Origin of the sequence: Roseburia sp. TF10-5 (genome assembly GCF_003462365.1) — a bacterium.
Lineage (GTDB): Bacteria > Bacillota > Clostridia > Lachnospirales > Lachnospiraceae > Roseburia > Roseburia faecis.
Window position 1 is genome coordinate 262,947 of the sequence record NZ_QTYW01000001.1, and the last position, 22,826, is coordinate 285,772.

At 43.3% G+C, this 22,826-nt stretch carries 22 protein-coding genes, 1 other RNA gene and 1 other annotated feature; of the genes, 7 read left to right on the forward strand and 16 right to left on the reverse strand.

Annotated elements, in window-relative coordinates; translation table 11 throughout:
• Positions 1-41: 41 nt before the first annotated feature.
• Complete coding sequence (locus DXD06_RS01375; RefSeq protein ID WP_117830373.1) at positions 42-1,139, forward strand: prephenate dehydrogenase; 1,098 nt, start codon at positions 42-44, stop codon at positions 1,137-1,139.
• Positions 1,140-1,199: 60 nt separating this feature from the next.
• Here DXD06_RS01375 and aroA read toward each other — a convergent pair whose 3' ends face one another.
• The 3 genes from aroA to DXD06_RS01390 all read right to left on the reverse strand — a co-directional run bounded on the left by aroA (position 1,200) and on the right by DXD06_RS01390 (position 3,535).
• Entirely contained in the window at positions 1,200-2,486 is a 1,287-nt protein-coding gene (aroA, locus tag DXD06_RS01380; RefSeq protein WP_022047080.1) for a 3-phosphoshikimate 1-carboxyvinyltransferase, read from the reverse strand.
• Positions 2,487-2,504: 18 nt separating this feature from the next.
• Positions 2,505-2,843 (reverse strand): PilZ domain-containing protein, encoded by a 339-nt coding sequence (locus tag DXD06_RS01385; RefSeq protein WP_022047081.1) that lies wholly within the window; start codon positions 2,841-2,843, stop codon positions 2,505-2,507.
• A 128-nt stretch (positions 2,844-2,971) separates the two neighbouring features.
• A complete protein-coding gene (locus DXD06_RS01390; protein WP_055067795.1) occupies positions 2,972-3,535 on the reverse strand; it encodes a biotin transporter BioY in 564 nt (187 codons plus the stop codon).
• Between the two features lie 433 nt (positions 3,536-3,968).
• On the opposite strand from DXD06_RS01390, the gene DXD06_RS01395 reads away from it, so the two are divergent.
• Positions 3,969-4,781, forward strand: coding sequence for a GGDEF domain-containing protein (locus DXD06_RS01395; protein ID WP_158569456.1), 813 nt, complete (start codon positions 3,969-3,971; stop codon positions 4,779-4,781).
• 67 nt (positions 4,782-4,848) lie between these two features.
• On the opposite strand, the gene queA is transcribed toward DXD06_RS01395, so the two are convergent.
• The 6 genes from queA to DXD06_RS01425 all read right to left on the reverse strand — a co-directional run bounded on the left by queA (position 4,849) and on the right by DXD06_RS01425 (position 12,246).
• The gene (queA, locus tag DXD06_RS01400) at positions 4,849-5,874 is read right to left on the reverse strand and encodes a tRNA preQ1(34) S-adenosylmethionine ribosyltransferase-isomerase QueA (protein ID WP_055261558.1); all 1,026 of its coding nucleotides are present in this window, start codon (positions 5,872-5,874) and stop codon (positions 4,849-4,851) included.
• A gap of 14 nt (positions 5,875-5,888) precedes the next feature.
• Complete coding sequence (pheT, locus tag DXD06_RS01405) at positions 5,889-8,306, reverse strand: phenylalanine--tRNA ligase subunit beta (RefSeq protein WP_117830375.1); 2,418 nt, start codon at positions 8,304-8,306, stop codon at positions 5,889-5,891.
• Positions 8,307-8,319: 13 nt separating this feature from the next.
• Positions 8,320-9,339, reverse strand: coding sequence for a phenylalanine--tRNA ligase subunit alpha (gene pheS / locus DXD06_RS01410; protein WP_022047085.1), 1,020 nt, complete (start codon positions 9,337-9,339; stop codon positions 8,320-8,322).
• Positions 9,340-9,452: 113 nt separating this feature from the next.
• Positions 9,453-9,683, reverse strand: a binding site (T-box leader).
• Between the two features lie 29 nt (positions 9,684-9,712).
• Positions 9,713-11,434, reverse strand: a complete 1,722-nt coding sequence (locus tag DXD06_RS01415) for a SpoIID/LytB domain-containing protein (RefSeq protein WP_117830376.1) — start codon at positions 11,432-11,434, stop codon at positions 9,713-9,715.
• 154 nt (positions 11,435-11,588) lie between these two features.
• A non-coding RNA gene (gene ssrS / locus DXD06_RS01420) (6S RNA) lies at positions 11,589-11,772 on the reverse strand.
• 129 nt (positions 11,773-11,901) lie between these two features.
• Complete coding sequence (locus tag DXD06_RS01425) at positions 11,902-12,246, reverse strand: hypothetical protein (RefSeq protein WP_022047087.1); 345 nt, start codon at positions 12,244-12,246, stop codon at positions 11,902-11,904.
• A gap of 133 nt (positions 12,247-12,379) precedes the next feature.
• Between DXD06_RS01425 and DXD06_RS01430 the strand changes: the two genes are divergently transcribed.
• Together DXD06_RS01430 and DXD06_RS01435 are read left to right on the forward strand one after the other, a co-directional pair.
• Positions 12,380-12,757 (forward strand): response regulator, encoded by a 378-nt coding sequence (locus DXD06_RS01430; protein ID WP_022047088.1) that lies wholly within the window; start codon positions 12,380-12,382, stop codon positions 12,755-12,757.
• Between the two features lie 5 nt (positions 12,758-12,762).
• On the forward strand, positions 12,763-13,659 hold the full coding sequence (locus tag DXD06_RS01435) for a chemotaxis protein CheX (protein ID WP_117830377.1): 897 nt from the start codon (positions 12,763-12,765) through the stop codon (positions 13,657-13,659).
• 73 nt (positions 13,660-13,732) lie between these two features.
• Here DXD06_RS01435 and DXD06_RS01440 read toward each other — a convergent pair whose 3' ends face one another.
• Genes DXD06_RS01440 through thrC form a run of 4 tightly spaced genes read right to left on the reverse strand, consistent with a single transcriptional unit; the run spans position 13,733 to position 17,485 of the window.
• Positions 13,733-14,476, reverse strand: coding sequence for an amino acid ABC transporter ATP-binding protein (locus DXD06_RS01440; protein ID WP_117830378.1), 744 nt, complete (start codon positions 14,474-14,476; stop codon positions 13,733-13,735).
• Positions 14,466-15,152, reverse strand: coding sequence for an amino acid ABC transporter permease (locus DXD06_RS01445; protein WP_022047091.1), 687 nt, complete (start codon positions 15,150-15,152; stop codon positions 14,466-14,468). Before DXD06_RS01445 ends, DXD06_RS01440 begins: the two co-directional genes overlap by 11 nt.
• A gap of 20 nt (positions 15,153-15,172) precedes the next feature.
• Positions 15,173-15,967, reverse strand: a complete 795-nt coding sequence (locus DXD06_RS01450) for a transporter substrate-binding domain-containing protein (RefSeq protein ID WP_199535185.1) — start codon at positions 15,965-15,967, stop codon at positions 15,173-15,175.
• 27 nt (positions 15,968-15,994) lie between these two features.
• Entirely contained in the window at positions 15,995-17,485 is a 1,491-nt protein-coding gene (thrC, locus tag DXD06_RS01455; protein WP_117830380.1) for a threonine synthase, read from the reverse strand.
• Positions 17,486-17,615: 130 nt separating this feature from the next.
• Between thrC and DXD06_RS01460 the strand changes: the two genes are divergently transcribed.
• Complete coding sequence (locus tag DXD06_RS01460; protein ID WP_117830381.1) at positions 17,616-18,416, forward strand: hypothetical protein; 801 nt, start codon at positions 17,616-17,618, stop codon at positions 18,414-18,416.
• Positions 18,417-18,442: 26 nt separating this feature from the next.
• Here the strand turns inward: DXD06_RS01460 and leuD are convergent, their stop codons facing one another.
• Both leuD and leuC read right to left on the reverse strand, forming a co-directional pair.
• Positions 18,443-18,931: a 3-isopropylmalate dehydratase small subunit gene (gene leuD, locus DXD06_RS01465; protein ID WP_022047095.1), complete on the reverse strand. Its 489-nt coding sequence runs from the start codon at positions 18,929-18,931 to the stop codon at positions 18,443-18,445.
• 33 nt (positions 18,932-18,964) lie between these two features.
• On the reverse strand, positions 18,965-20,227 hold the full coding sequence (gene leuC / locus DXD06_RS01470; protein WP_055067786.1) for a 3-isopropylmalate dehydratase large subunit: 1,263 nt from the start codon (positions 20,225-20,227) through the stop codon (positions 18,965-18,967).
• Between the two features lie 136 nt (positions 20,228-20,363).
• On the opposite strand from leuC, the gene DXD06_RS01475 reads away from it, so the two are divergent.
• The gene (locus tag DXD06_RS01475) at positions 20,364-21,272 is read left to right on the forward strand and encodes a LysR family transcriptional regulator (RefSeq protein ID WP_022047097.1); all 909 of its coding nucleotides are present in this window, start codon (positions 20,364-20,366) and stop codon (positions 21,270-21,272) included.
• Positions 21,269-22,036: a DUF6062 family protein gene (locus tag DXD06_RS01480; RefSeq protein ID WP_243000816.1), complete on the forward strand. Its 768-nt coding sequence runs from the start codon at positions 21,269-21,271 to the stop codon at positions 22,034-22,036. The genes DXD06_RS01475 and DXD06_RS01480 overlap by 4 nt, the downstream gene beginning before the upstream one ends.
• Here DXD06_RS01480 and DXD06_RS01485 read toward each other — a convergent pair.
• On the reverse strand, positions 22,025-22,786 hold the full coding sequence (locus DXD06_RS01485; protein ID WP_158569457.1) for a YwaF family protein: 762 nt from the start codon (positions 22,784-22,786) through the stop codon (positions 22,025-22,027). The genes DXD06_RS01480 and DXD06_RS01485 overlap by 12 nt on opposite strands.
• Positions 22,787-22,826: the final 40 nt, after the last annotated feature.

The window sequence follows — 22,826 nt, forward strand, 5'->3', positions numbered from 1 at the left end:
CAATAAACACATCAATTACGTAATATAAAGGAAATAAACTTATGGCTTTTCAAACAATCGGTTTTATCGGACTGGGTCTGATTGGAGGTTCGATCGCCAAAAAAATGAAATCCAATCAGCCGGACATCAAAATTTATGCCACGGCACATCATAAAGAAACCATCGAAGAAGCGTACCGTGAGGGACTGATCGAAAACAATGATCTGTTACCACTGTCTGCTTTTTCGGACTGTGATTATATTTTTTTATGTGCCCCGGTTCAACGGAACCTCGCATATCTGCGTCAGTTAAAAGATATTATCCGCAGCGACTGTTATATCACAGACGTTGGAAGCACAAAAACGGAAATTCATGAAGAAGTGATACGTCTTGGCATGGAGGCCAATTTTATCGGCGGGCATCCCATGACCGGTTCCGAAAAAACAGGCATATTAAGTGCCACCAATACGCTTTTGGAAAATGCATACTATATTATCACCCCGACCGCCCTGACTCCAAAGGAAGAAATTTCGGAATTTCGTGATTTTGTATTGTCGCTTGGAGCAATTCCACTGATTTTGGATTATAAAATACACGATTACTCTACGGCAGCCATCAGCCATCTGCCGCACATGATCGCATATTCGCTGGTCAATCTGATCCACCAGATCGATGATGACAAAGAAACCATGAAAACCATTGCTGCCGGGGGATTTAAGGATATCACAAGAATTGCATCTTCTTCGCCTGTGATGTGGCAGAATATCTGTGCTTCCAACCGGGAACCGCTTCTTTCACTGATGGATCAGTACCTTGCCCTTCTAACGAAGCTTCGCGGATACATTGACAGTTCCAATGAACAGGCACTGCTTTCCTTCTTTCAGCAGGCAAAAGACTACCGGGATTCCATCACACTGCCAAGTGTCAAATCCCCTACGGTATATTATGAATGTTTTGTGGATCTGGTCGATGAAACCGGCGGTATTGCTGCTGTTGCCGGGCTGCTCGCACAATACCATATCAGCATCAAAAACATCGGTATTGTAAATAACCGGGAATTTGAAGAAGGTGTTCTTCAGCTCGCGTTTCCTGACAAACAGACTCTGACCCGTGCCAAACGTCTGCTTACCGACAATGGCTATATGGTTCACGAACGGTAAAACATAAATGGTTTTCCCATAAAAAATACAGGCTCCGGATAATTTCCGGAGCCTGTATTTTTATTTGCACAAGGTATCGAGTATTTCAAAATAGTTTTCAAACGTCTTCCTGCAGCAGGAAGGATTTTCAATCACAATACCGTCTGTCACAAGTCCCGGAATTGCAAAAGCCATCGCAACCCGGTGATCCTCGAACGTTTTTATTTTACATCCATGCGGTTTTCCCGGATGAATCACAATACGGTTCTCATCCAGCTGCTCGCATGCGATTCCCATTGCCTTCAGATTGGTAAGAATCGCGGCAAAACGGTCACATTCCTGATAACGGATATGTCCGATTCCGGTAATCTCCACGGTTTCACTGGCAAAACACGCAATTGCCGCCAGTGTCAGAGCCTGATCTGAAAATGCAGAAAAGTCAAATACCCCTCCCAGGAATCCTTCCGTCGGCGGATACATCCGGATTCCATCCGGTTCTTCCTCTGTCCGGCATCCCATCTGTTCCAGCACATGTAAAAAAGAAGTATCTCCCTGTAAGCTTTCCCAGTGTACATGGCAGACCTTTGCAGGAACGCCGACAACCGGGCACATCGCATAAAAATAAGAAGCTGCCGAAACATCCGGTTCAATCTGATACTCTCTTGCCTGATATGCTGCATGTTCCGCAATCACAAAAGTATCGGATGCAGGTCGTTGTACTTCCACACCAAACTGCTTCATCATGGCAACCGTCATCTCTACATAAGCCATTCCATGATGCCCTTTGACGTGAATCCGGAATTCTTTCTGAAACAGCACGGAAGAGATCAGAAGCGCACTCAGAAACTGACTGCTTTTTTCAACATCAATGGTTACTTCGTGTCTATTCACACCACTGTTTCCGATCGCAAATGGGAAATGTCCTGATGCTTCCTTATAAGTAACTTCCGCCCCAAGGTCTTGAAGTGCCTGCAGCAATTCTTCCATCGGGCGCTTTTTCATCTGCTCGGAAGAGTTCATATGATATTCTCCCTCACACAGACCAAGGTATGCCGTCAGAAAACGGGCAGCAGTTCCTGCACTTCCCACATCAACGGAAGCTTTTGTCTTTGGAACCCTGCCCCCTTTTCCTTCAATGGAGACAACCGCATGCGGCTCATCAATTTCCACCACAAAGCCCAGGTCCTGCAAAGCCTGCAGGAAATGCCTGCTGTCATCCGAAAAAAGAACCCCTTTAAGAACACTCTTTCCGTTTGCAAGTGCTGCAATCAGAAGTGCCCGGTTTGTAATGCTCTTCGATCCTGGAACCGAAACCTCAACCGGAATTATGTCTGCTTTTTTTACCTCATAAGTATCCTGTAAGATCATAGTTTTTCCCGCCTTATTTTACAGTTCGTTAAAAATCTGATAGATATCAATCTTTAATGCATCGGTATCCGTCATTCCGATAAACACACCGCCATAATGAAATCCGTCCGGCTTTTCTTCGCTGCGGACAATCTGAATGACTGCATCCACCACTTCTTTTGTCCATATCTGGATCTTTGCATCATAATAGGAATTCATTTCCAGTTTCTTTTTACAGTCAAATCCAATTCCGCTTTTTGAAATATCTGTTACATCCACATGCACAAATTTTAAAGTTGTGACCCCGTCTTCATCCAGACGCTCCAACTGTACATTGACATCCAGATCCAGTCTTTTATTTTTCCTTTTTTCTTCCATTTTCCATCCCCTTATACCTTTTCAAACGATAATATAAATATTATTTTATTACATTCAGAAACACATTACAAGTAAAAAAAGGGATATTCCGGGTCCCTTCCCGGAATATCCAATAAAAAGTAATGATTTTATAAAAGTCCCGCCTGCACCAGACGTCCGTGAATCTGCGGTCCGATCCATGCAGCAAGAACCATTTTGATAATGTCAAATACAATAAACGGATAGACGCACATTGTCAACGCCGCCTGTACAGAGGTTTTCATTACCAGTACAAACCATACCGTTCCAAAGATATAGCAAACAGCAGTTCCGAGAATCATGCCGATCATGCCCAATACCAGTTTCCGTCCGGACTTTTCAATAAAAATTCCGGCGATCACAGCCATCGGAATAAACCCGATCAGATAGCCGCCTGTCGGTCCGAACATTTTTGCCGGACCTGCTGTAAAACCGGAAAATACCGGAACGCCAACCAGTCCGATCAGAAGGTAAACAATATAGCTGACCGTCTCCCTCCGGGTGCCTAAAATATAAAGTCCGAAATAAATCACCAGATTGGTAAGAGAAATCGGAACATCTCCAATCGGGATGGACAATGGTGCCAAAATACAGGTTACAGCTGTGAGAACACCGATCACAGCAATGGTTTTTACCGACATTTTCTTTGGTGTCGCGCTTACAGTGTCATTCATTTTTTTCTTCCTTTCCATACGAATTTACCGTGTTAAGTATACACGCATGGTTTTTTATTGTCAACCGCCTTTTTATACTGGTTAACAATTACTTTTAAGAAAAATTATTGCGGTATATGTAAATAAGTGCTAATATAAAAGAATAGCTTTGGGTTGAATTATGCGAAAACGTTTATAAAAAATTATGGGGTTACATACAATGACAGATCATTCTATTTCAGAAAAAATTGAATATAAATATCTTTCTTTTATTAACAAGATATTTTTGGTTGTACATATTGGATTTCTTCTTTTATTTGCAAATTTAAAAATCAACTTTATGGTTTATTTTAATTTAGGAAGCATCCTTTTTTACACACTGGCTTTTTTTATGCTGCAAAAATTCAAAATACATTTGTATGTCTACCTCGCTTCCATTGAAATTCTCCTACATATGTCGGCTGCGACACTTTGCGTGGGGCTTGGCTGCAATTTTCAGTTATGTCTGTTCGGCGTGATTTTGTTTTTCTTTATTATAGAATGTATCCTTCCGGACAAGAAGAAATCCATAACACCCGTGTTGATTCTGAGCAGTCTTTACTCCGTTGCCATCGTTGCCTTATACGTGGCGGGAAACCGGATTTCACCTTTTTATCCCCTTTCCCTGACGGAAACAGGTATCCTGGCAGTCGTAATCGTAATTTTTGTACTCCTGCTGATCATTACTTCCATGCTTTTCTTACTCCGGTATATGGTTCATGAGGAAGAAAAACTTACTAAAAAAGCAGAATACGATGCCCTGACAGGTATTCCGAACCGTTTTTTTATGATGGACGAAATTCAAAAACTTTTTATCGAAAATGGACAAAAGGATTACTATCTTGCCATGATCGATATCGACAATTTCAAAAACATCAACGATACCTACGGACACAACACCGGGGATGACGCATTAAAAATTCTTGCAAAAACCATCATCCTGCAGGCACAGAAACATGGATTTAAATACTGCCGCTGGGGCGGTGAAGAATTTCTTCTTCTGGGGAAATGCCGTTCGGGTGAAATTCCAAAAGATATCCTTGAAGAACTCCGCAGCGCAATCAGTTCCAACTGTGTGCGGACATCAAGAGAAAGTTTCCGCTATACCGTAACCATCGGTGCCGGAAAATACACTTCCGGTCAGTCGGCAAAAGAGTGGCTTGATTTTGTAGACAAACAGCTCTATAAAGGAAAGCGTTCCGGAAAAAACCAGGTCGTATGTTCATAAAAAGAACTGTCACAAAGCAGGAAATGAATTTTTCTTTTCCTGTTTGTAACAGTTCTTTTGTGATTCTTTATTTAATCAGCATGGCATCGCCAAAGCTAAAGAAACGATATCTTTCTTTTACAGCGATCTCATACGCATGAAGCACATGCGCCCGTCCTGCGAGTGCCGATACCAGCATCACAAGCGTTGACTGTGGCAGATGGAAGTTGGTAATCAGGGCATCAATCACTTTAAACTGATACCCCGGATAAATAAAGATTTCCGTCCAGCCGCTGGTCTCATGCAGCCGTCCGTTTTCATCTGCGGCGGCTTCGAGCGTACGCGTACTGGTGGTGCCGACCGCAATCACCCGGTGTCCGCTTTCCTTCGCACGGTTGATCTTATCCGCAGCTTCCTGTGACACCATATAAAACTCTGAGTGCATATGGTGATCCAGTACATTTTCTACTTTTACCGGACGGAACGTGCCAAGTCCGACATGCAGGGTTACTTCTGCGATATCGACTCCCATATCCTTTACTTTCTGCAGCAGTTCTTTCGTAAAATGAAGCCCTGCTGTCGGGGCAGCGGCAGATCCGTCATACTTTGCATATACGGTCTGATAGCGGTTTTTATCTTTCAGCTGATGCGTAATATATGGCGGCAGCGGCATCTGTCCCAGCTGATCCAGAATCTCTTCAAAAATTCCGTCATAATGGAACTGAATCAGACGGTTTCCTTCTTCTACTACATCCACGACTTCTGCCGTCAGAAGCCCGTCTCCGAACACAAGTTTTGTGCCCGGTTTTGCTTTTTTCCCCGGTTTTACGAGTGTCTCCCAGATATCATTTTCCTTGCGTTTTAACAAAAGTACTTCGATTTTTGCCTGTGTGTCCTCTTTCACTCCGAACAGACGTGCCGGAATCACCTTTGTGTTGTTGATCACCAGACAATCACCCGGGTGAAGATATTCCAAGATATCCGTAAAATGTCGGTGTTCCACGTCCCCGGTCTGACGGTCAAGCACCATCAGCCGGGAGCTGGAACGATCCTCCAGAGGGTCCTGGGCGATCAGTTCCTCCGGCAGATCATAGTCATAATCTTTTACATTCATTCCTTCTGTCATGATTAACCTCTCAACTGGATTCCGATATTTTTCAGTCCGCTTAAGATTTTATCCATAGCACCCGTAATATCGCTCTCTTCCAGATTCTTGTCTTTTCCGCGGAACTTCAGAGAGTATGCGACAGACTTAAAGCCTTTTTCAATCTGCTCTCCTTCGTATACATCAAATAACTCATAATTTTCCAGATACTTACCACCGTTTTCCTCGAATACTTTCTCGATATCACCTACCAGAATATTCTTTGGAACAACCATGGACAAGTCACGGGAAGAAACCGGGAAGTTGGTAATTCCCTCATATTTATAATCAAAGGATGCACGGGATACAATCTCCGGCATATCAATCACTGCAATATATACGCGCTCTTTGATGGCATAATTTGCAGCAACCGTTGGATGAACCTCTCCGAGATATCCAATCACGGCACCATCATATACGATAGCCGCCTTGCGTCCCGGGTGCAGGAACGGAAGCTCGGCATGTGGATCATACTGCGCCTTCTTGCGAAGACCTGTCTGGTATAAGAGTTCCTCGATCACACCCTTCATGGTAAAGAAATCACCGTCTCCGTACATACCAAACGTCAGCTGCATACGTTCTTCCGGAAGTTCCGTCAACGGAAGCTGCTTCGGCAGATAGATATTTCCCATCTCGTACAGGCGTACATCTTTGTTTCTGCGTCCAAAGTTCGTAGACAGGGAAGTCAGCATTCCGTTCAATGGCAGCGTACGCATAATGGAATAATCTTCCCCAAGCGGATTGGAAATCACAACCGTTTTACGCCACTTGGAATCCTCCGGAATCAGTAATTTGTCAAATACTTTCGGACTCTCGAAAGAATAAGTCATTGCCTGTGAAAAACCACAGAACTCTGCAATCTCACGTGCCTTTTCTTCCATACGCAGCTTAAAGCTCTTTCCTCCGGCAGTGGATTCTCCGCTCGGAAGAGAAGTTCCGATCTTGTCATAGCCGTAGAAACGTGCTACTTCCTCTGCCATATCTGCGTCACAAAGCAGATCCTGTCTCCAGGACGGAACAAGAATCTCATTCGTTGCTTCGTCATATCCCAGATCTATTTTTTTGAAATATCCGATCATATCCCCGGCCGGAATATCCGTTCCCAAAAGCTTATTGTACTTGTCCGGTTCGAACGGAATCTTTACGCCCTCACGCTTCACAGGATAAATGTCAACGGCTCCACCTACAACCTCGCCGACGCCTAACTCTTCTACCAGCTGGCAGGCACGGTTCATTGCTTCCATGGCAAGATTTGGATCTAAGCCTTTTTCAAACTTAGCTGAGGCATCGGTACGCAGTCCGATGCGCTTTCCGGATTTGCGGATATTGGTTCCATCAAAGCATGCTGCCTCAAATAACATGGTTGTTACATGGTCGGTAATCATGGAATTTTCTCCACCCATGATACCGGCAATGCCTACTGCTTTTTTTGCATCACAGATCATCAGTACATTTTCATCCAGCTGACGTTCCTGTCCGTCCAGCGTCACAAATTTTTCACCTGCAGCTGCACGGCGGACAATAATCTCTTTTCCTTCAATCGTATCCAGATCATAGGCGTGCATCGGCTGTCCGTATTCTTCCATCACATAATTCGTAATATCTACAAGATTATTGATCGGACGGATTCCATGTGCACGAAGACGTTCCTGCATCCACTTCGGAGATGGGGCAAACTTAATATTCTTTACAACTCTTGCCGTGTAACGGCTGCAAAGATCCTGATCCTTTACAGATACTTTGATGTAATCATTGACATCTTCGTTATTTCCGGTTTCTGTTACGACAGGAGGTACAAATTCCTTATGGAACGTGGCTGCTGCCTCACGCGCAATGCCGAGTACGGAAAAACAGTCTACACGGTTGGATGTAATCTCATATTCGACAACGCTGTCATCCAGTCCTAAATAAGCAACCGCATTTTCTCCGACAGGTGCATCCTCGTCAAAGATATACAGTCCGTTCTCCGGTGCGTCCGGGAACATTTCACGGTTCGAACCGAGTTCCTCAATCGAGCACATCATGCCAGAAGACTCAACCCCGCGAAGCTTTCCTTTTTTAATTTTGATTCCACCAGGAGTTTTTGTTCCATCATGTCCTCCTGCGACACGTCCGCCATCTAAAACAACCGGAACTTTTGCCCCTTCAAATACGTTTGGTGCACCGGTCACAATCTGCAGCGTTTCGCTTCCAACGTTTACCTGGCAGATGACAAGTTTGTCGGCATCCGGGTGTTTTTCAATCTTTGTAACCTGTCCGACGACGATCTTGTCAAGATCTGCATCGAGCTGCTCATATCCCTCAACTTTTGATCCGGAAAGTGTCATGGCATCGACATACTCCTGCACGCCGCAGTCAAGTCCCGGAACTAAAGCTTTGATCCATTTTAATGATGTATTCATTCTTTTTCTCCTCCTAGAACTGTTTTAAGAAACGATCGTCATTCTCATACAGCAGACGCATATCGTCAATCTCATATTTCAACAGGGTAATACGCTCCAGACCGATACCAAATGCAAAGCCGGAATATTCTTCCGGATCAATACCGCTCATACGAAGCACTCTTGGATGTACCATTCCACAGCCAAGGATTTCGATCCATCCCTCACCTTTGCAGAAACGGCATCCTTTTCCGCCACATTTAAAACAGGAAACATCCATCTCGGCCGATGGCTCCGTAAATGGGAAATGATGCGGACGGAATTTTACTTTTGTTTCTTTTCCAAACAACTTCTGTACAAACTGGGTCAGTGTTCCCTTTAAGTTAGAAAACGTGATTCCCTTGTCAATGACCATTCCCTCAATCTGATGGAAAGAAGGCGAATGGGTCGCATCCACTTCATCCGCACGGAACACACGTCCCGGTGCGATCATACGGATCGGAGGTTTCTTCTGCTCCATCACACGCACCTGAACCGGTGAAGTCTGTGTACGCAGCAGGATCTTATCATTGATGTAGAAGGTATCCTGCTCATCTTTTGCCGGATGGTTTGCCGGAATATTTAATGCTTCAAAGTTGTAATAATCGTATTCCACTTCCGGTCCTTCTACAACTTCATATCCCATACCGGTAAAAATACGCTCTACCTCTTCAAGTACCATGGTATTCGGATGACTGTGTCCCACACGGTTTTTCTTTGCCGGAAGGGTAACGTCAATCACTTCATTTTCCAGACGATGTTCAAGCTCCGCAGCCTCGAGTTTTTTCTTCATCTCATCAAGTTTGTTCTCAATTTCCTGACGGGTTTCATTTACCCACTGTCCCACCTTCGGGCGATCCTCCGGTGCAACCTCTTTCATACTCTTTAATACGGCGGTGAGTTCCCCTTTCTTTCCAAGAACGGCGACACGCACATCGTTGAGTTTTGCAAGTCCGTCAGAATTTTCAATCTGTGCTATTGCATTTTCTCTGATTTTCTGCAATTTTTCTTTCATGGTACTCTCCTTTTACATATTTTCTTTCATAATAATTGTTTTTACGCAATTTTCTACTGTGGAACCGGAACTGTTTTCTGGCATAAAAAAATCCCTGCTATGCATAATTGCATATCAGGGACGAAAAATTCCGCGTTACCACCCAGATTCCCATATCCTGTATCTATATGGGCTCTCATTCTGCTTAACGTGCAGTGACCGTCGCAGGCTAAAAATCCTTGTGTTCACCTGCGCAGCTCCTGTGGGAAAATTCACATGCTGGCGTATCATAAGGAAGCTTACAGCCGATGACTTCCTCTCTCTGTATGTCGTTCAGATGCTACTGACACATTCATTGCTTTTTACACATTTGTCATTTTACCACAGTCTCCTTTTATGTGTCAAGATCAAAGACATTGGTAAATGTAACATCCTTAAAATAAAATCCGAGAATTTCCTGCCATTTCTTTCCTTCTTTCCCCATGGCGTCCGCACCGTACTGGCTCATTCCGATTCCATGCCCGAATCCGCCTCCGGTCAGTACGATGGTTCCTTTTTTCTGACTTTTTATTTCAAAGCACGCACTCGGGACGGAAGAGGCACGATGTTTATTGGTTCCGTCTGCAAGATCAAGATCCAGCAGATACTTTCCGAGTGCATACCGGATTTCATTTTCCTTTTCAATCGTCCGCTCTCCTTTTTCAAAAACCATGGTAAGAGACAGTACATATCCGGAAGTGCTTCGTTTATTGACTTTCAGTTTTTTCAGTTTTCCATATGTTTCATCCATGCCCAGCTTTGCCGACAGGGTAGCCGTCCATCGGAAATACGGGGAATTTTCATCATAGGCATCCGCTTTTGCTGTAATAAATTTATGAAAGGCTTTATCCGAAGACAGATCTTTTGTCTTTTCCCTGGTATGGTTTTCCGCCAGCAGATATCCCGGAGATGCGGCATTCCATACTTCCAGATTTTCAGAATATCCCGGGGAAGTGGAATAATAATAACAGTCCGCAAGTTTTCCTTTGTACGTCATCACCATACCTGCGGTATCCGCCACAGCCTGATCTGTCACTTCATAGGAAGTTGTTGCATGATAGGCCTGATAGGCAATGGAATCATCCAGATTTGCCCCGTATTGGGCATAAGTATCGTTTTTCATCTGCCCGTATGTAAATGTGCGCGCACATACCGCCTGTGCTTTTAAGGCTTCATAGGAAAAAGATAATGGCATTTCAGAAGGCAGAACATAACGAATATAATCTTCCATCGGAATTTCATTGATCAGGACATATCCCTTTTTTTCCTTCCGGAAAATCAGATCTCCCTCGTACCCGGAACCATACGGGTTTCCGTTTTTATCACATCGATACAAAAGGCCACCGGTATCCGGAGAAATTTTTATCTCTTTTCCCGTTTTTTCCCCCTTCAGAAGTTTTTCTGCATCGGTTACGGTGTCCTTCTTCCCTTTATTTCCATCCACGGTATAGGCATCCCCGCTGCAAACAAAAAGACTGGCATATGTATTTTCTTTTCCGTTTTTGAGCAGCACACGAACCTTTTCTGCCATGTCCTCCTGATAGCTTACAAGTGCACAGGCTTTCTGCTCTGCAACAACCAGTTCCACTTTGGAATTTCCTACAACAAGATCTGAAATCTTTCCCTGACGGACAGGAATTTTTGCATGTCCGGAACTTGCCACAAGATACACCGGCAGATCTTTTTCTGCCGAAAGCGGTTCATATCCCTCTATCTGAACACTTTTTGAGGAGTAACTTGTCAGAACCCCCTTGATCGTTGAAGGTTTCGCATAAATTTTAGTAACCTTTCCCTTCGTCAGTTCAATATCCGCAACCCCCGTATATTTTTTCTCCGGCTTTCCCTCCGCCAAATAGGTTTCTCCCCGATATAATACAATAATATCCTTTTCTTCACTCTTTAAGATATATGCATTGCTGAGCATCCCGGAAACGGAACGGTCAAATGTTTCTTCTTTTTGATCTTTCCCTGCCGTTTTGGAAAGACGGGATACCAGAATTAAAGTGATCGCAACGGTAATTACCGCAAGCAGCAGAATCAGAATCCCCATCATCTTCATTTTGTCTCTTTTTTTCATGAAGCACTCTCCGTTTTTATTAATTCATCTATCATTGACACAAAATAAGGAGCCACCGTTCTCCGGCAGCTCCCCTTCTCTTTTGTACGCTGTAACATTCTTTGGTATATAATAAATTCTTTGGTATCTTAATATTAAATACTTTTTCTTTGGTATGTTACCCAAAATGCCGGTTCCTGCAATTTAGACTCCTAGCCAATGCTAGGTGGGCGACCGCAGTTTCCCTTCTGTCTTCCGCTGACTGTGGCGGCCTGACATCCAGAAAAATCATATAGGAATCCCGTTTAAAGTAAATGTAGGTTCTAAATAGCAAGAGTTGTCGTACATTTCAGGCATCTCTTTCTGCCGTCTTTTATGCGATACCGCATCCGGCAACTTTCTCTTTTGTACTGCACTTATTATACTTTATTTTTACCTGAATTTCAAGGTCTGATTCTATGTACTTTTTTCCATTTCCGCATACTGCTTTAAGGGAAAAATTTGTCTTTTATTTTACGCATTCCGCTTACAAATGCAAACAATGCTGCCAAAAATGCACCAAGTTCCACATATGTCCAGATGCGTCCGAGCGTAATCACCTTAGTATCACATAAAATTCCGATTGCTCCCACAACAACCGCTACCGCCGCAAATCCATACAGCCACGGTGTTATTCCCCGGATATACGCCTCGGGATCTTTACACTTCTTAATTTCTTCTTTCGGGACAACCAGGTCACTGATCTGTCCGCTTTTTTTCATTTTTGCAGCAGAAACAGCCAGATAAATGCCTACAAAAACGATCACAATATCCATAAGTAAAATTGTTTTCATGATTTTTCCTCCTGTTTTATAGTATCACACACGAAAAAACTTTTTACCATCGGCAAAAATAGTCAAATTTCATTGATTATTTTATACATTTATAGTAAAATATACTTAATATGTAACAAAAAGGAGAATGTATATGCGCATTGAGGACACTACAATTTTAATTACTGACGATTCGATTCTTGCACGTAAACAGTTAAAGGACATCATTTCCACTCTCGGCACTCCGGTGTTCGTGGAAGCCACCGATGGACAGAGTGCAATTGACAAATATAAAGAAGTACATCCGGATCTGGTATTTCTTGACATTGTTATGCCAAAAAAAGACGGCAATGATGCCATCCGTGATATTATGGAATTTGATCCGGAAGCTACAATCATTATCGCTTCTTCTGTCGGAACACAGTCCCAGCTGAAAAATGCACTGGAAGCGGGCGCAAAAGATTTCATTCAAAAGCCACTGGACAAGGAACAGGTGCTTGCTGTCGTTAAGCGCTTCCTGGAAGGGAGATAATCGTTATGTATACACAATTTTTTGGAAATTATCTGCTTGCCAACGGATATGTTACCCGTGATCAGCTGTTTTCAGCGATGCGTCAGGAAGCAGACCAGCATATGAAACTCGGTACCCTTGCCCTTCATGCCGGATACATGAATGCAGCCCAGGTAGATGATGTTGTCATTCACCAGACCCACCAGGACAATCGTTTCGGTGAGCTGGCGATTCAGCTCGGATACCTGACCGAAGCCCAGGTGGAAGAACTGTTAAAACAGCAGACCCCTGCCTTCCTTTCTCTTGGACAGGTTCTTTTGGATGAAGGAGTTCTGACAAACACCGATTTCGAACAGATCATACAGGATTACCGTTCCAAAAACGGCATGGAAGATGAAGAAAGCCTTATCGAGCGCCGGAAAAATATCCAGCAGTTGTTTGAAAACTTTTTTTCATCAACCGACGCTGCTCTTTCGGAAAAAGGACATATGTTTATCGAGCTTTTATTTAACGATTTTATCCGTTTTATCGGTTCCGATTACACACCGCTTTCCGTGGAAGAAGTCACAGAGGCTTCCATTGCCTGTTGTGTAAAGCAAGAAATTCATGGTGACTATGCAATTAACACCTATATTTCCATGGATCTGGACACGGCGATTGCCTTTGCTACCCGCTATGTCCATGAGCAGTTCCATTCTTACGATGAATACGTTCAGGCTTCTCTGGAGGATTTTGTGAATCTGCAGAACGGATTATTCATCGTAAATGTATCAAACACCTCTAACACAGAGTTAACACTCGGTGCTCCGGAGCATATTACCGTTTCCCCGATTCAGTTTTCAGGACGCACCTTGCATATCCCGGTTCTGTATACGTTTGGAACGATTGATTTTTATATGGAACGTGTTTCCATTAAAGAATAAAATAGGATTTTCCTTAAAGTAAAATGCCATAAAAAAACGTCTGCCACAAGGCAGACGTTTTTTTATGTTTCCACTATAATACTTTAGAAAGGAACTCGCACAAACGTGGATTTTCCGGGTGGGAGAAAAATTCCTTCGGTGTATTCTCCTCCTGAATCTGTCCTTCATTGATGAACATTACACGGCTTGCCACTTCCCTGGCAAATCCCATCTCATGTGTGACAACCACCATCGTCATTCCATCTCTGGCAAGTTCTTTCATAATCTCAAGTACTTCTCCTACCATTTCCGGATCAAGTGCAGAAGTCGGCTCATCAAACAGCATCACATCCGGATTCATGGCAAGTGCACGCGCAATCGCAATACGCTGCTTTTGTCCTCCGGAAAGCATTGCAGGATAGACATCCGCTTTATCCGAAAGCCCTACGCGTACCAGCAGTTCATCTGCACGTTTCGAAGCCTCTTCTTTTATCATGAGCCCGGTCTGTACCGGGGCAAGCATGATATTCCCTTTTACGGTATGGTTGGGAAAGAGATTAAACTGCTGAAACACCATTCCGATTTTCTGACGCATTTTATTGATGTCAACGGAAGAATCCGTAATATCCGTTCCCTCAAAAAGAATGGAACCGGAGGTTGGTTTTTCCAGAAGATTCATGGATCGCAGAAACGTAGATTTTCCGCATCCCGACGGTCCGATAATTGCAACAACCTCTCCCTGCGAAATCGTTGTTGATATTCCGTTTAATACATTAACATGGTCAAAAGATTTACAAAGATCTCTCACTTCGATCAATACATTTTTGTTATCGCTCATTTGTCCGCAACCTCGTTTCCAGTTTGTGTACTCCTGCCGTAAGGATCATTACCAGTACCAGATAAATGACCGCAACGCCGAATAACGGAAGAAACGCATCATATGTCTGGCTTCGGATAATGTCACCGCCTTTTGTCAGATCCGGAATTGCAATGTATCCACTGATGGATGTCTCTTTCAAAAGTGTAATAAATTCATTTGCCAGTGCCGGAAGGACATTTTTAAATGCCTGAGGAAGAATGATCAGCCGCATGGTCTGGGTGTAATTCAACCCAAGGCTTCGTCCGGCCTCAAACTGTCCCTCATCCACAGACATAATTCCAGAACGGACAATCTCTGCCACATAAGCCGCCGAATTCAATCCGAACGCAATCACTGCAACCAGAATCTTATTATCCAGTGCAACGAGAATAATATAATACATGATCAGCAGCTGCACCATCGTCGGGGTTCCCCGCCATATGGTCAGATACACTTTACAGATAAAATTCAGGATATTCAGTCCGCCATGCTTGTCATGTGTAGACCGGATGATTGCAACCAGAAATCCAAGAACAATTCCCAGAATAACCGCAAGGGCTGCAATCAGCAATGTATTCCCCAGCCCGCGCAGCAGATACAGATAACGGTCGCTCTCTATAAAATCCTGTTGAAATTTCGCAATAAAATCACTCACTGTTTATCCTCCGAAACAAATTATTTGTTTCTTACAACGATTACCTGACAAGCCTTTGTATAGGTATCCGTAAAGTCAATATTTTTCTTACGATCCTCAGTTACCGTGATTCCGGCAGCACCAAAATCAGCTTTTCCGGAAGATACCGCTGCGATGATCGCATCAAACTCCATATCTTCAATCTTCAGCTCATATCCGAGTTTATCACAGATTGCTTTTGCAATATCTGCATCAATTCCTACAATCTGATCTCCGTCATAATATTCGTATGGCTCAAACTGCGCATTAGTTGCCATAGTAAGTGTTCCGTTTGGATACTCGGTTCCGTCCGGTGTCTCATATGGATGCTTTCCAACCTCATCCCCGATATAATTGCTGGTGATGGAATCAATGGTTCCGTCCTTTTGCAGTTCTTCAATCGCACTGTTAAATTTATCGGTCAGATCCGAATTGCCTTTGGCAATACAGATGGCATACTCTTCCGGATCAAACGTATCGGATAAAATCTTTAAATCATCATTTTTTTCAACAAAAGCTTCTGCCGGTTGCTGATCAATGATCACACAGTCAATCTTTCCTGTTTTTAATGCCTGAATGGCATCTGCGCCTTTATTGTAACGTTCTACCGTACTGCCATCATTCTTTTCATACTCTGTGGCATCCGAATCTCCGGTTGTACCGAGCTGTACTCCGATTTTTTTACCCGGAAGATCATCTCTGGAGTTCACACTGTTGGCAGGTACGGATGAACCGCAGCCTGCTGTTGCAGCTGCCATGGCAGAAACAAGTAAAAGCGAAATCAATTTCTTTTTCATAATCTTTGTCCTCTTTTCATATGTATTTTAAACACCAAGGAATTTTTTAACAACCTGTGGCATTTCTTCCACTTCACATACCGTATCATGAAGTACCGGTGCGGTACGGATCTCTTCGATCGCCTGTGGGACTTTGACATTTCCGATTCTGGAAAGCTCATCTACCAGCTCAAAGTCACCCATAGCATCGTATTTCAGATCAATCGCATCCATAACGCTTCGGGTAAACTTAAACGGACTTGCCGTGCTGGCAATCACGGTCTTTGTCTCGGTATCCCCGGTATCCTTCTTATACTTATCGTATACACCTGCGGCAACCGCTGTATGGGTATCAATGATATATCCGGTATCCTCATATAATTTTTTGATGGTCTTTGCAGTCTCTTCCTCGCTTGTATAATTTCCGTAGAAATCAGCAAGCTGTGCACGCATCTCATCCGTGATTGCATATTTTCCGTCTGTGGAAAGTTCTTCCATCATCTTTGTATTCTTTTCTGCGTCGTTTCCGGCAATACGGTAAATCAGACGCTCCAGATTGGAAGAAATCAGAATATCCATGGATGGAGAACTTGTAAGAATGAAATCACGGTTTCTGTCGTATGTTCCAGTGGAGAAGAAATCATACAATACTTTGTTCTCATTGGATGCACAGATCAGTTTTGCAATTGGAAGTCCCATATTCTTTGCATAAAAAGCAGCAAGGATATTTCCGAAATTTCCGGTTGGAACAACAACGTTAATCTTTTCATCTTTTGCAATTGCACCATTTTTATATAATTTTGCATATGCATATACATAATATGCCACCTGAGGAATCAGACGTCCGATATTGATGGAATTTGCTGATGAGAACTGATAACCTGCAACATCAAGTTCTGCTTCAAGTGCAGTATCATTAAACATCTTCTTCACACCGGTCTGTGCCTGATCAAAGTTTCCGTGGATTCCAACCACACAGGTATTTGCACCTTTCTGTGTGATCATCTGCTTTTCCTGAATCGGGCTGACACCGTTCTTCGGATAAAATACAACAATCTTTGTGCCTTCCACATCTGCAAATCCTGCAAGGGCAGCTTTTCCAGTATCTCCGGATGTCGCTGTTAAAATAACAATATCATTTTTCACCTGATTTTTTCTTGCAGAGGTAATCAGAAGATGTGGCAGAATGGAAAGTGCCATATCCTTAAATGCAATTGTCGGGCCATGGAACAGTTCCAGATAATAAGCACCGTCCGCATCTACCAGCGGTGCAATCTCCGGCGTATCAAATTTGCTGTCGTATGCTTTTTTGATACAATCCTTTAACTCATCTTCTGTAAAATCCGTAAAGAAACGGCTCATGACTTCATAAGCAGTCTCCTGATAGGACATATCTGCAAGTGTATCCATCGGGACATCCAGTGCCGGGATACGCTCCGGTACAAAAAGGCCTCCATCATCTGCCAGACCCTTTAAAATTGCCTGGGATGCAGTCAGTTTTACTTTATCATTTCTGGTGCTTGAATACATTAATTCCATTTTTTCTTCCTCATTTTACAAAAATTTAATCATAACGTTTCTCGTACATTATAGGTAAAAAAGTGGGTGGTGTCAATGAATTTCCTATGTTATACTACTAAAATAACCTGTCAGGGCGAAAGGAGAATTTATGTTAACCGGTGTATATCTTGCGACAAAAAAAGACAAAACCGTATACTATCGCTCCAATATCACGTACAAAGGCCGTCATATCAGCCTCGGAAGCTTCCCCACGGAAGTTCAGGCACATCAGGCATACACTGCCGCCTGCGAGCTGTTATCCGGTACAGAAACCATCGATGAGGCATTTTACCGGACCAACCAGCTTGCCTTTGAAAAAATTGTTTCGCTGATCAATTTCCGGGATAATCATATGTATATTCCTACCCCCATCTATCTGCGCAAAAATTATTTCAGTTATTATCTGAGTATTCACCGGGAGTTAAAATTTGACATTGATGACCTCTTCTATTACAGCAGCCACCGGATTCTGACACGCCAGGGACATCTGTATGTCAATCACTATGGAATGCAGCTTACGCTTCTCGGCCGCTACGGCATCAAAACCCATGCGGTAAACGGCAGGGATTTTTGTTTTGTCAACGGCGATGAAAATGATTTCCGCTACTCAAACCTCAAAATCATCAATCCGTATTTTGGTGTCGAACGCATCGACAAAAACAGAACCGAACACTATAAAGTACGTATCCATATCCACGGCAACATCACTGTCGGTAATTATACAAATGCGATTGATGCGGCAATTGCCTATAACAAAGCCGTAGATCTGGCGCATCAGGCCGGCATATCAAAAAATTTTCCGGAAAACTATATCGAGGAGCTGTCTGCTTCGTCCTATGCCGATATTTACCAGCAGATTTCCCTTTCTCCTAAATATCTTTCTTACCTAAAAGGACTTCCCCGCAAATAAGGGAAGTCCTCTCTGACATCTTTTTATTATTTCTGGTTGATATAATTGACAAGACCTTCGCAGTCAATAATCTTCTGCATAAATGGTGGAAATGCCTGTCCCTGGAATTTCTTTCCGGTTGTCACATCTGTGATGATTCCGGAATCAAAATCTACTTCCACCTCATCCCCTGCCTGTATTTCCTTTGCGGCCTGTGGGCACTCAATGATCGGCAAACCGATATTGATGGCATTCCGGTAAAAGATTCTGGCAAATGTCTCAGCAATGACACAGCTGACACCGGATGCCTTGATGGAAATCGGTGCATGCTCACGGGAAGAACCACATCCAAAGTTTTTATTGGCTACAATAATATCTCCCACATGTACATTTTTTACGAAATCTTTATCGATATCTTCCATACAGTGTGTGGCAAGTTCTTTCGGATCGGAAGAATTCAAATATCTTGCCGGAATGATAACATCCGTATCTACGTTATCGCCATATTTAAATACACTACCATGTGCTGCTTTCATTTCTTATCTGACCTCCTTTTTCTCCGACATCTTCTACATTACTTCCGCCGGGCCTGAAATCTTTCCGGTGATGGCACTTGCCGCTGCAACCGCCGGGCTTGCAAGATATACTTCCGAATCTACATGTCCCATACGTCCGACAAAGTTACGGTTTGTTGTGGATACACAGCGCTCGCCTTCTGCAAGTACTCCCATATATCCACCAAGACACGGTCCACAGGTCGGTGTACTTACGATTGCACCTGCTTCGATAAAGATCTTAAGAAGTCCCTCTTCCATGGCATCCAGATAAATCTGCTGGGTTGCCGGAATTACGATCACGCGGAGTCCTTTGGCTACTTTCTTTCCTTTTAAGATTTCTGCAGCTGTACGAAGATCTTCCATACGTCCGTTTGTGCAGGAACCAATCACAACCTGATCAATTTTCACATCGCCCACTTCATCAATCGTACGTGTGTTATCCGGCAGATGTGGGAATGAAACGGTTGACTTTAAAGTTGAAAGATCAATCGTATATTCTTCGTCATACTCTGCATCCGCATCTGCTTCATATTCTACGAACGGTCTCTTGGAATGTTCTTTCATGTACGCGCGGGTCAGATCATCTACCGGGAAAATACCGTTCTTTCCACCGGCCTCAATTGCCATGTTTGCGATGGTAAAACGGTCATCCATGGAAAGATATTTGATTCCTTCCCCAACAAATTCCATGGATTTATAAAGGGCTCCATCCACACCGATCATTCCGATGATATGAAGAATCACATCTTTTCCGCTGATCCATTTGTCCGGCTTTCCAACGATATTAAATTTGATTGCAGACGGCACTTTAAACCATGCTTTTCCGGTAGCCATGCCGGCTGCCATATCTGTACTTCCCACACCAGTAGAAAATGCACCAAGTGCACCGTATGTACATGTATGGGAATCTGCACCGATAATCACATCTCCCGCAACCGTAAGTCCTTTTTCCGGAAGGAGTGCATGCTCTATTCCCATCTCACCTACATCAAAATAGTTTGTAATATCATTTTTGCAGGCAAACTCACGTACGCATTTGCAATGCTCTGCGGATTTAATGTCCTTATTTGGAGCAAAGTGATCCATCACAAGTGCGATTTTATCTTTGTGAAATACACCCTCTACATTCATTTTTCCGATTTCATGAATTGCAACCGGAGAAGTAATATCATTGCCCAGAACCAGATCCAGGTCTGCCTCGATCAGCTGTCCGGCGCTGACAGAAGGCAGGCCTGCATGTGCTGCAAGAATCTTCTGAGTCATTGTCATTCCCATGGATAATTCCTCCTTTAATATCTTAAACTACTATGATTTTAGCACAGATTATTTCATAATCCTAATACATAATAAACATATTTACCATAACTATATTTTATGATATAATAACTTATTATAATAAACGGAGGCAATAATGAATCAGAATTTATCTTCTTACTGGATTTTTTATACGGTTGCCAATGCCGGAAATATTTCCAAGGCAGCCAAAGAACTCTACATCAGCCAGCCTGCCATCAGCAAATCCATTCAGAAACTGGAAGAAAATTTAGGATGCAAACTGTTTTCCCGCAGTTCCCGCGGCGTTGTACTGACGGACGAGGGCCAGTTACTTTATGGACATGTAAAGGAAGCCTTTGAAACACTGACACTTGGGGAAGACAAATTAAAACGCTCCATCGATCTTGGTGTCGGTCACCTGCAGATCGGTGTCAGTTCCACACTCTGCAAATTTGTACTTCTGCCCTATCTGAAAGAATTCATACGGCAGAATCCGCATATCAGTATTTCCATCAACTGTCAGTCGACCAACGAAACGCTTGATCTGCTGGATGAAAATAAAATTGACATCGGTCTGATTGGAAAGCCGGATAATCTCAAAAACATCAATTTTTACTATCTGGACAACATTGAAGACATTTTTGTAGCCAATCCGGACTATCTCTCAAATCTGAAAAAAAGAGGGATTACCAGAGATTCCATCCTTGGCAATTCCACACTTATGCTTTTGGATAAGCATAACATGACGCGGCAGTATATTGACGATTATCTGCAGGACAATCATATTTCCGTAGCGGAATCCATTGATATCTCGAACATGGATCTGTTAATTGATTTCGCAAAGATCGGTGTCGGCGTTGCCTGTGTCATCAAAAGTTTTGTCACAAAGGAACTCCAAGAGGGATCTCTCGTGGAAATTCCGCTCGGCATCCCGATCCACAAACGGGAAATCGGCTTTGCATACAAGGAAAACTTAAAGCCATCCAAATCCTTACAGACCTTTATTGACTTTTACCGTACTTACAGACCGGAGGAAACACTATGAAAGAACAGCTTCACACCATCCCAATTTCAGACGCCATGGCAAATGCCGGAGAATGTCCATTCTGCTATATTGAACAAAAAACCGAAGAACACATGATGGATTTCGTCCTCGGACATGGTGCCTCCTACATGGAAGCCGATATCCGCGACATGACAGACCGGGAAGGATTCTGCCGCGCACATTTCAAAAAAATGTTTGATTATGGAAATTCGCTCGGCAATGCCTGGATTTTAAAAACACTGATGAAACGTCACGAAGAGGAAATGGATCATGTCTGGAAAACCTTCCGTCCGGACGCTGCTGCAAAACGCAGCAGTCTGTTCGGCAAAAAAACAGATGGTTCTTCCAATTCCATTGTCGAGTGGATCAACCGGCGGGAATCCACCTGTTTCATCTGTAACAGTGTAAAAAATACCTTTCAGGCTTACATGAAAACCTTCTTTTCCATGTACAAAAAAGATGTGGATTTCCGTGCACAGGTGGCAAATACCAAAGGATTCTGCCTCGATCACTTTAAAGTTCTCTGCGAAGGTGCCGACGAACAGCTTTCCGGTGAAGAGAAAAAAGAATTCTATGCCACCGTCCTTCCTCTGATGAAGGAAAATTTCCACCGCGTCTATGAAGACGTTGCATGGTTTATTGAAAAATATGATTACAAAAACAAAGATGCCAGCTGGAAAGATTCCAAAGATGCCATTCAGCGCGGCATGCAGAAATTGCGTGGCAGCGACCCGTCCCGGCCTCCCCATATGTTAAAAAAATAACTTTTGTTTTCTCCTTCCGGCAACCATAAGATAGCCCACATCCATCAAAAGCATGCAAAGAAACACAAGTGCCGCATAGCCAATAAGATACCCCGGATTTCCCATCCTGTCTGCCAGCCAGACAAGCGGAGATCCGGCGGATGGCCAGTTCACAAACATATAATTCACATCATATCTTTTATCAAACCAGTAAATCGGTATCACAACCGCAGTCAGAAATAACACCACCTGCCAGAGTTTTGCAAAATCCGGTCGGATTTCATGGGATGCAAGTTTTCCTGCCACATACAGTACAATTCCCATATGAAACAAAAAGCCTTCCAGTGTAATGAAATGAATGACCGGATAAAAGTTCCAGTTTGGAAATAAAAGTGCCAGCACTGTTCCCGGGAGACAGATGGTATACAGCACCTGCCCCAGCCATTTCCATTTCGTCAGACAATGAACGGCACACAAAATTCCAGCCATGCTGCACAGATGAAACGGGAGTTCATATAAAAACGCTTCATGGATCACCGCAATATAAATTGCTCTCACGACAATCCACACCACAAGGGAACATGCCGTCAGACCATCCATCCGGCGTTTTTTTCTTTCATCCCCTTTTTTATAAATCCATACATATCTGACGCATATGGCAAAAATAACCGAAAGCCACAACAGATGCCATGGACCGAACAACGCAAATCCAATGCCATCCGGAATATGGGTTTCATATGTAAAAAAATAAGAAAGATATGAAAGTTTCACATCAAAGACCTCCTTTTTTACAGTATCTGTGTTTTTCCTT

Coding starts and splice junctions, on each gene's coding strand:
- DXD06_RS01390 (WP_055067795.1), bottom strand. CDS start 3,535: ATGAATGACACTGTAAGCGCGACACCAAAGAAAATGTCGGTAAAAACC.
- DXD06_RS01415 (WP_117830376.1), bottom strand. CDS start 11,434: ATGAAAAAAAGAGACAAAATGAAGATGATGGGGATTCTGATTCTGCTG.
- DXD06_RS01460 (WP_117830381.1), top strand. CDS start 17,616: ATGTTAACCGGTGTATATCTTGCGACAAAAAAAGACAAAACCGTATAC.
- leuD (WP_022047095.1), bottom strand. CDS start 18,931: ATGAAAGCAGCACATGGTAGTGTATTTAAATATGGCGATAACGTAGAT.
- DXD06_RS01480 (WP_243000816.1), top strand. CDS start 21,269: ATGAAAGAACAGCTTCACACCATCCCAATTTCAGACGCCATGGCAAAT.
- DXD06_RS01375 (WP_117830373.1), top strand. CDS start 42: ATGGCTTTTCAAACAATCGGTTTTATCGGACTGGGTCTGATTGGAGGT.
- aroA (WP_022047080.1), bottom strand. CDS start 2,486: ATGATCTTACAGGATACTTATGAGGTAAAAAAAGCAGACATAATTCCG.
- DXD06_RS01440 (WP_117830378.1), bottom strand. CDS start 14,476: ATGAGCGATAACAAAAATGTATTGATCGAAGTGAGAGATCTTTGTAAA.
- pheT (WP_117830375.1), bottom strand. CDS start 8,306: ATGAATACATCATTAAAATGGATCAAAGCTTTAGTTCCGGGACTTGAC.
- DXD06_RS01425 (WP_022047087.1), bottom strand. CDS start 12,246: ATGAAAACAATTTTACTTATGGATATTGTGATCGTTTTTGTAGGCATT.
- DXD06_RS01475 (WP_022047097.1), top strand. CDS start 20,364: ATGAATCAGAATTTATCTTCTTACTGGATTTTTTATACGGTTGCCAAT.
- leuC (WP_055067786.1), bottom strand. CDS start 20,227: ATGGGAATGACAATGACTCAGAAGATTCTTGCAGCACATGCAGGCCTG.
- DXD06_RS01385 (WP_022047081.1), bottom strand. CDS start 2,843: ATGGAAGAAAAAAGGAAAAATAAAAGACTGGATCTGGATGTCAATGTA.
- queA (WP_055261558.1), bottom strand. CDS start 5,874: ATGAATGTAAAAGATTATGACTATGATCTGCCGGAGGAACTGATCGCC.
- pheS (WP_022047085.1), bottom strand. CDS start 9,339: ATGAAAGAAAAATTGCAGAAAATCAGAGAAAATGCAATAGCACAGATT.
- DXD06_RS01430 (WP_022047088.1), top strand. CDS start 12,380: ATGCGCATTGAGGACACTACAATTTTAATTACTGACGATTCGATTCTT.
- DXD06_RS01435 (WP_117830377.1), top strand. CDS start 12,763: ATGTATACACAATTTTTTGGAAATTATCTGCTTGCCAACGGATATGTT.
- DXD06_RS01450 (WP_199535185.1), bottom strand. CDS start 15,967: ATGAAAAAGAAATTGATTTCGCTTTTACTTGTTTCTGCCATGGCAGCT.
- DXD06_RS01395 (WP_158569456.1), top strand. CDS start 3,969: ATGTCGGCTGCGACACTTTGCGTGGGGCTTGGCTGCAATTTTCAGTTA.
- thrC (WP_117830380.1), bottom strand. CDS start 17,485: ATGGAATTAATGTATTCAAGCACCAGAAATGATAAAGTAAAACTGACT.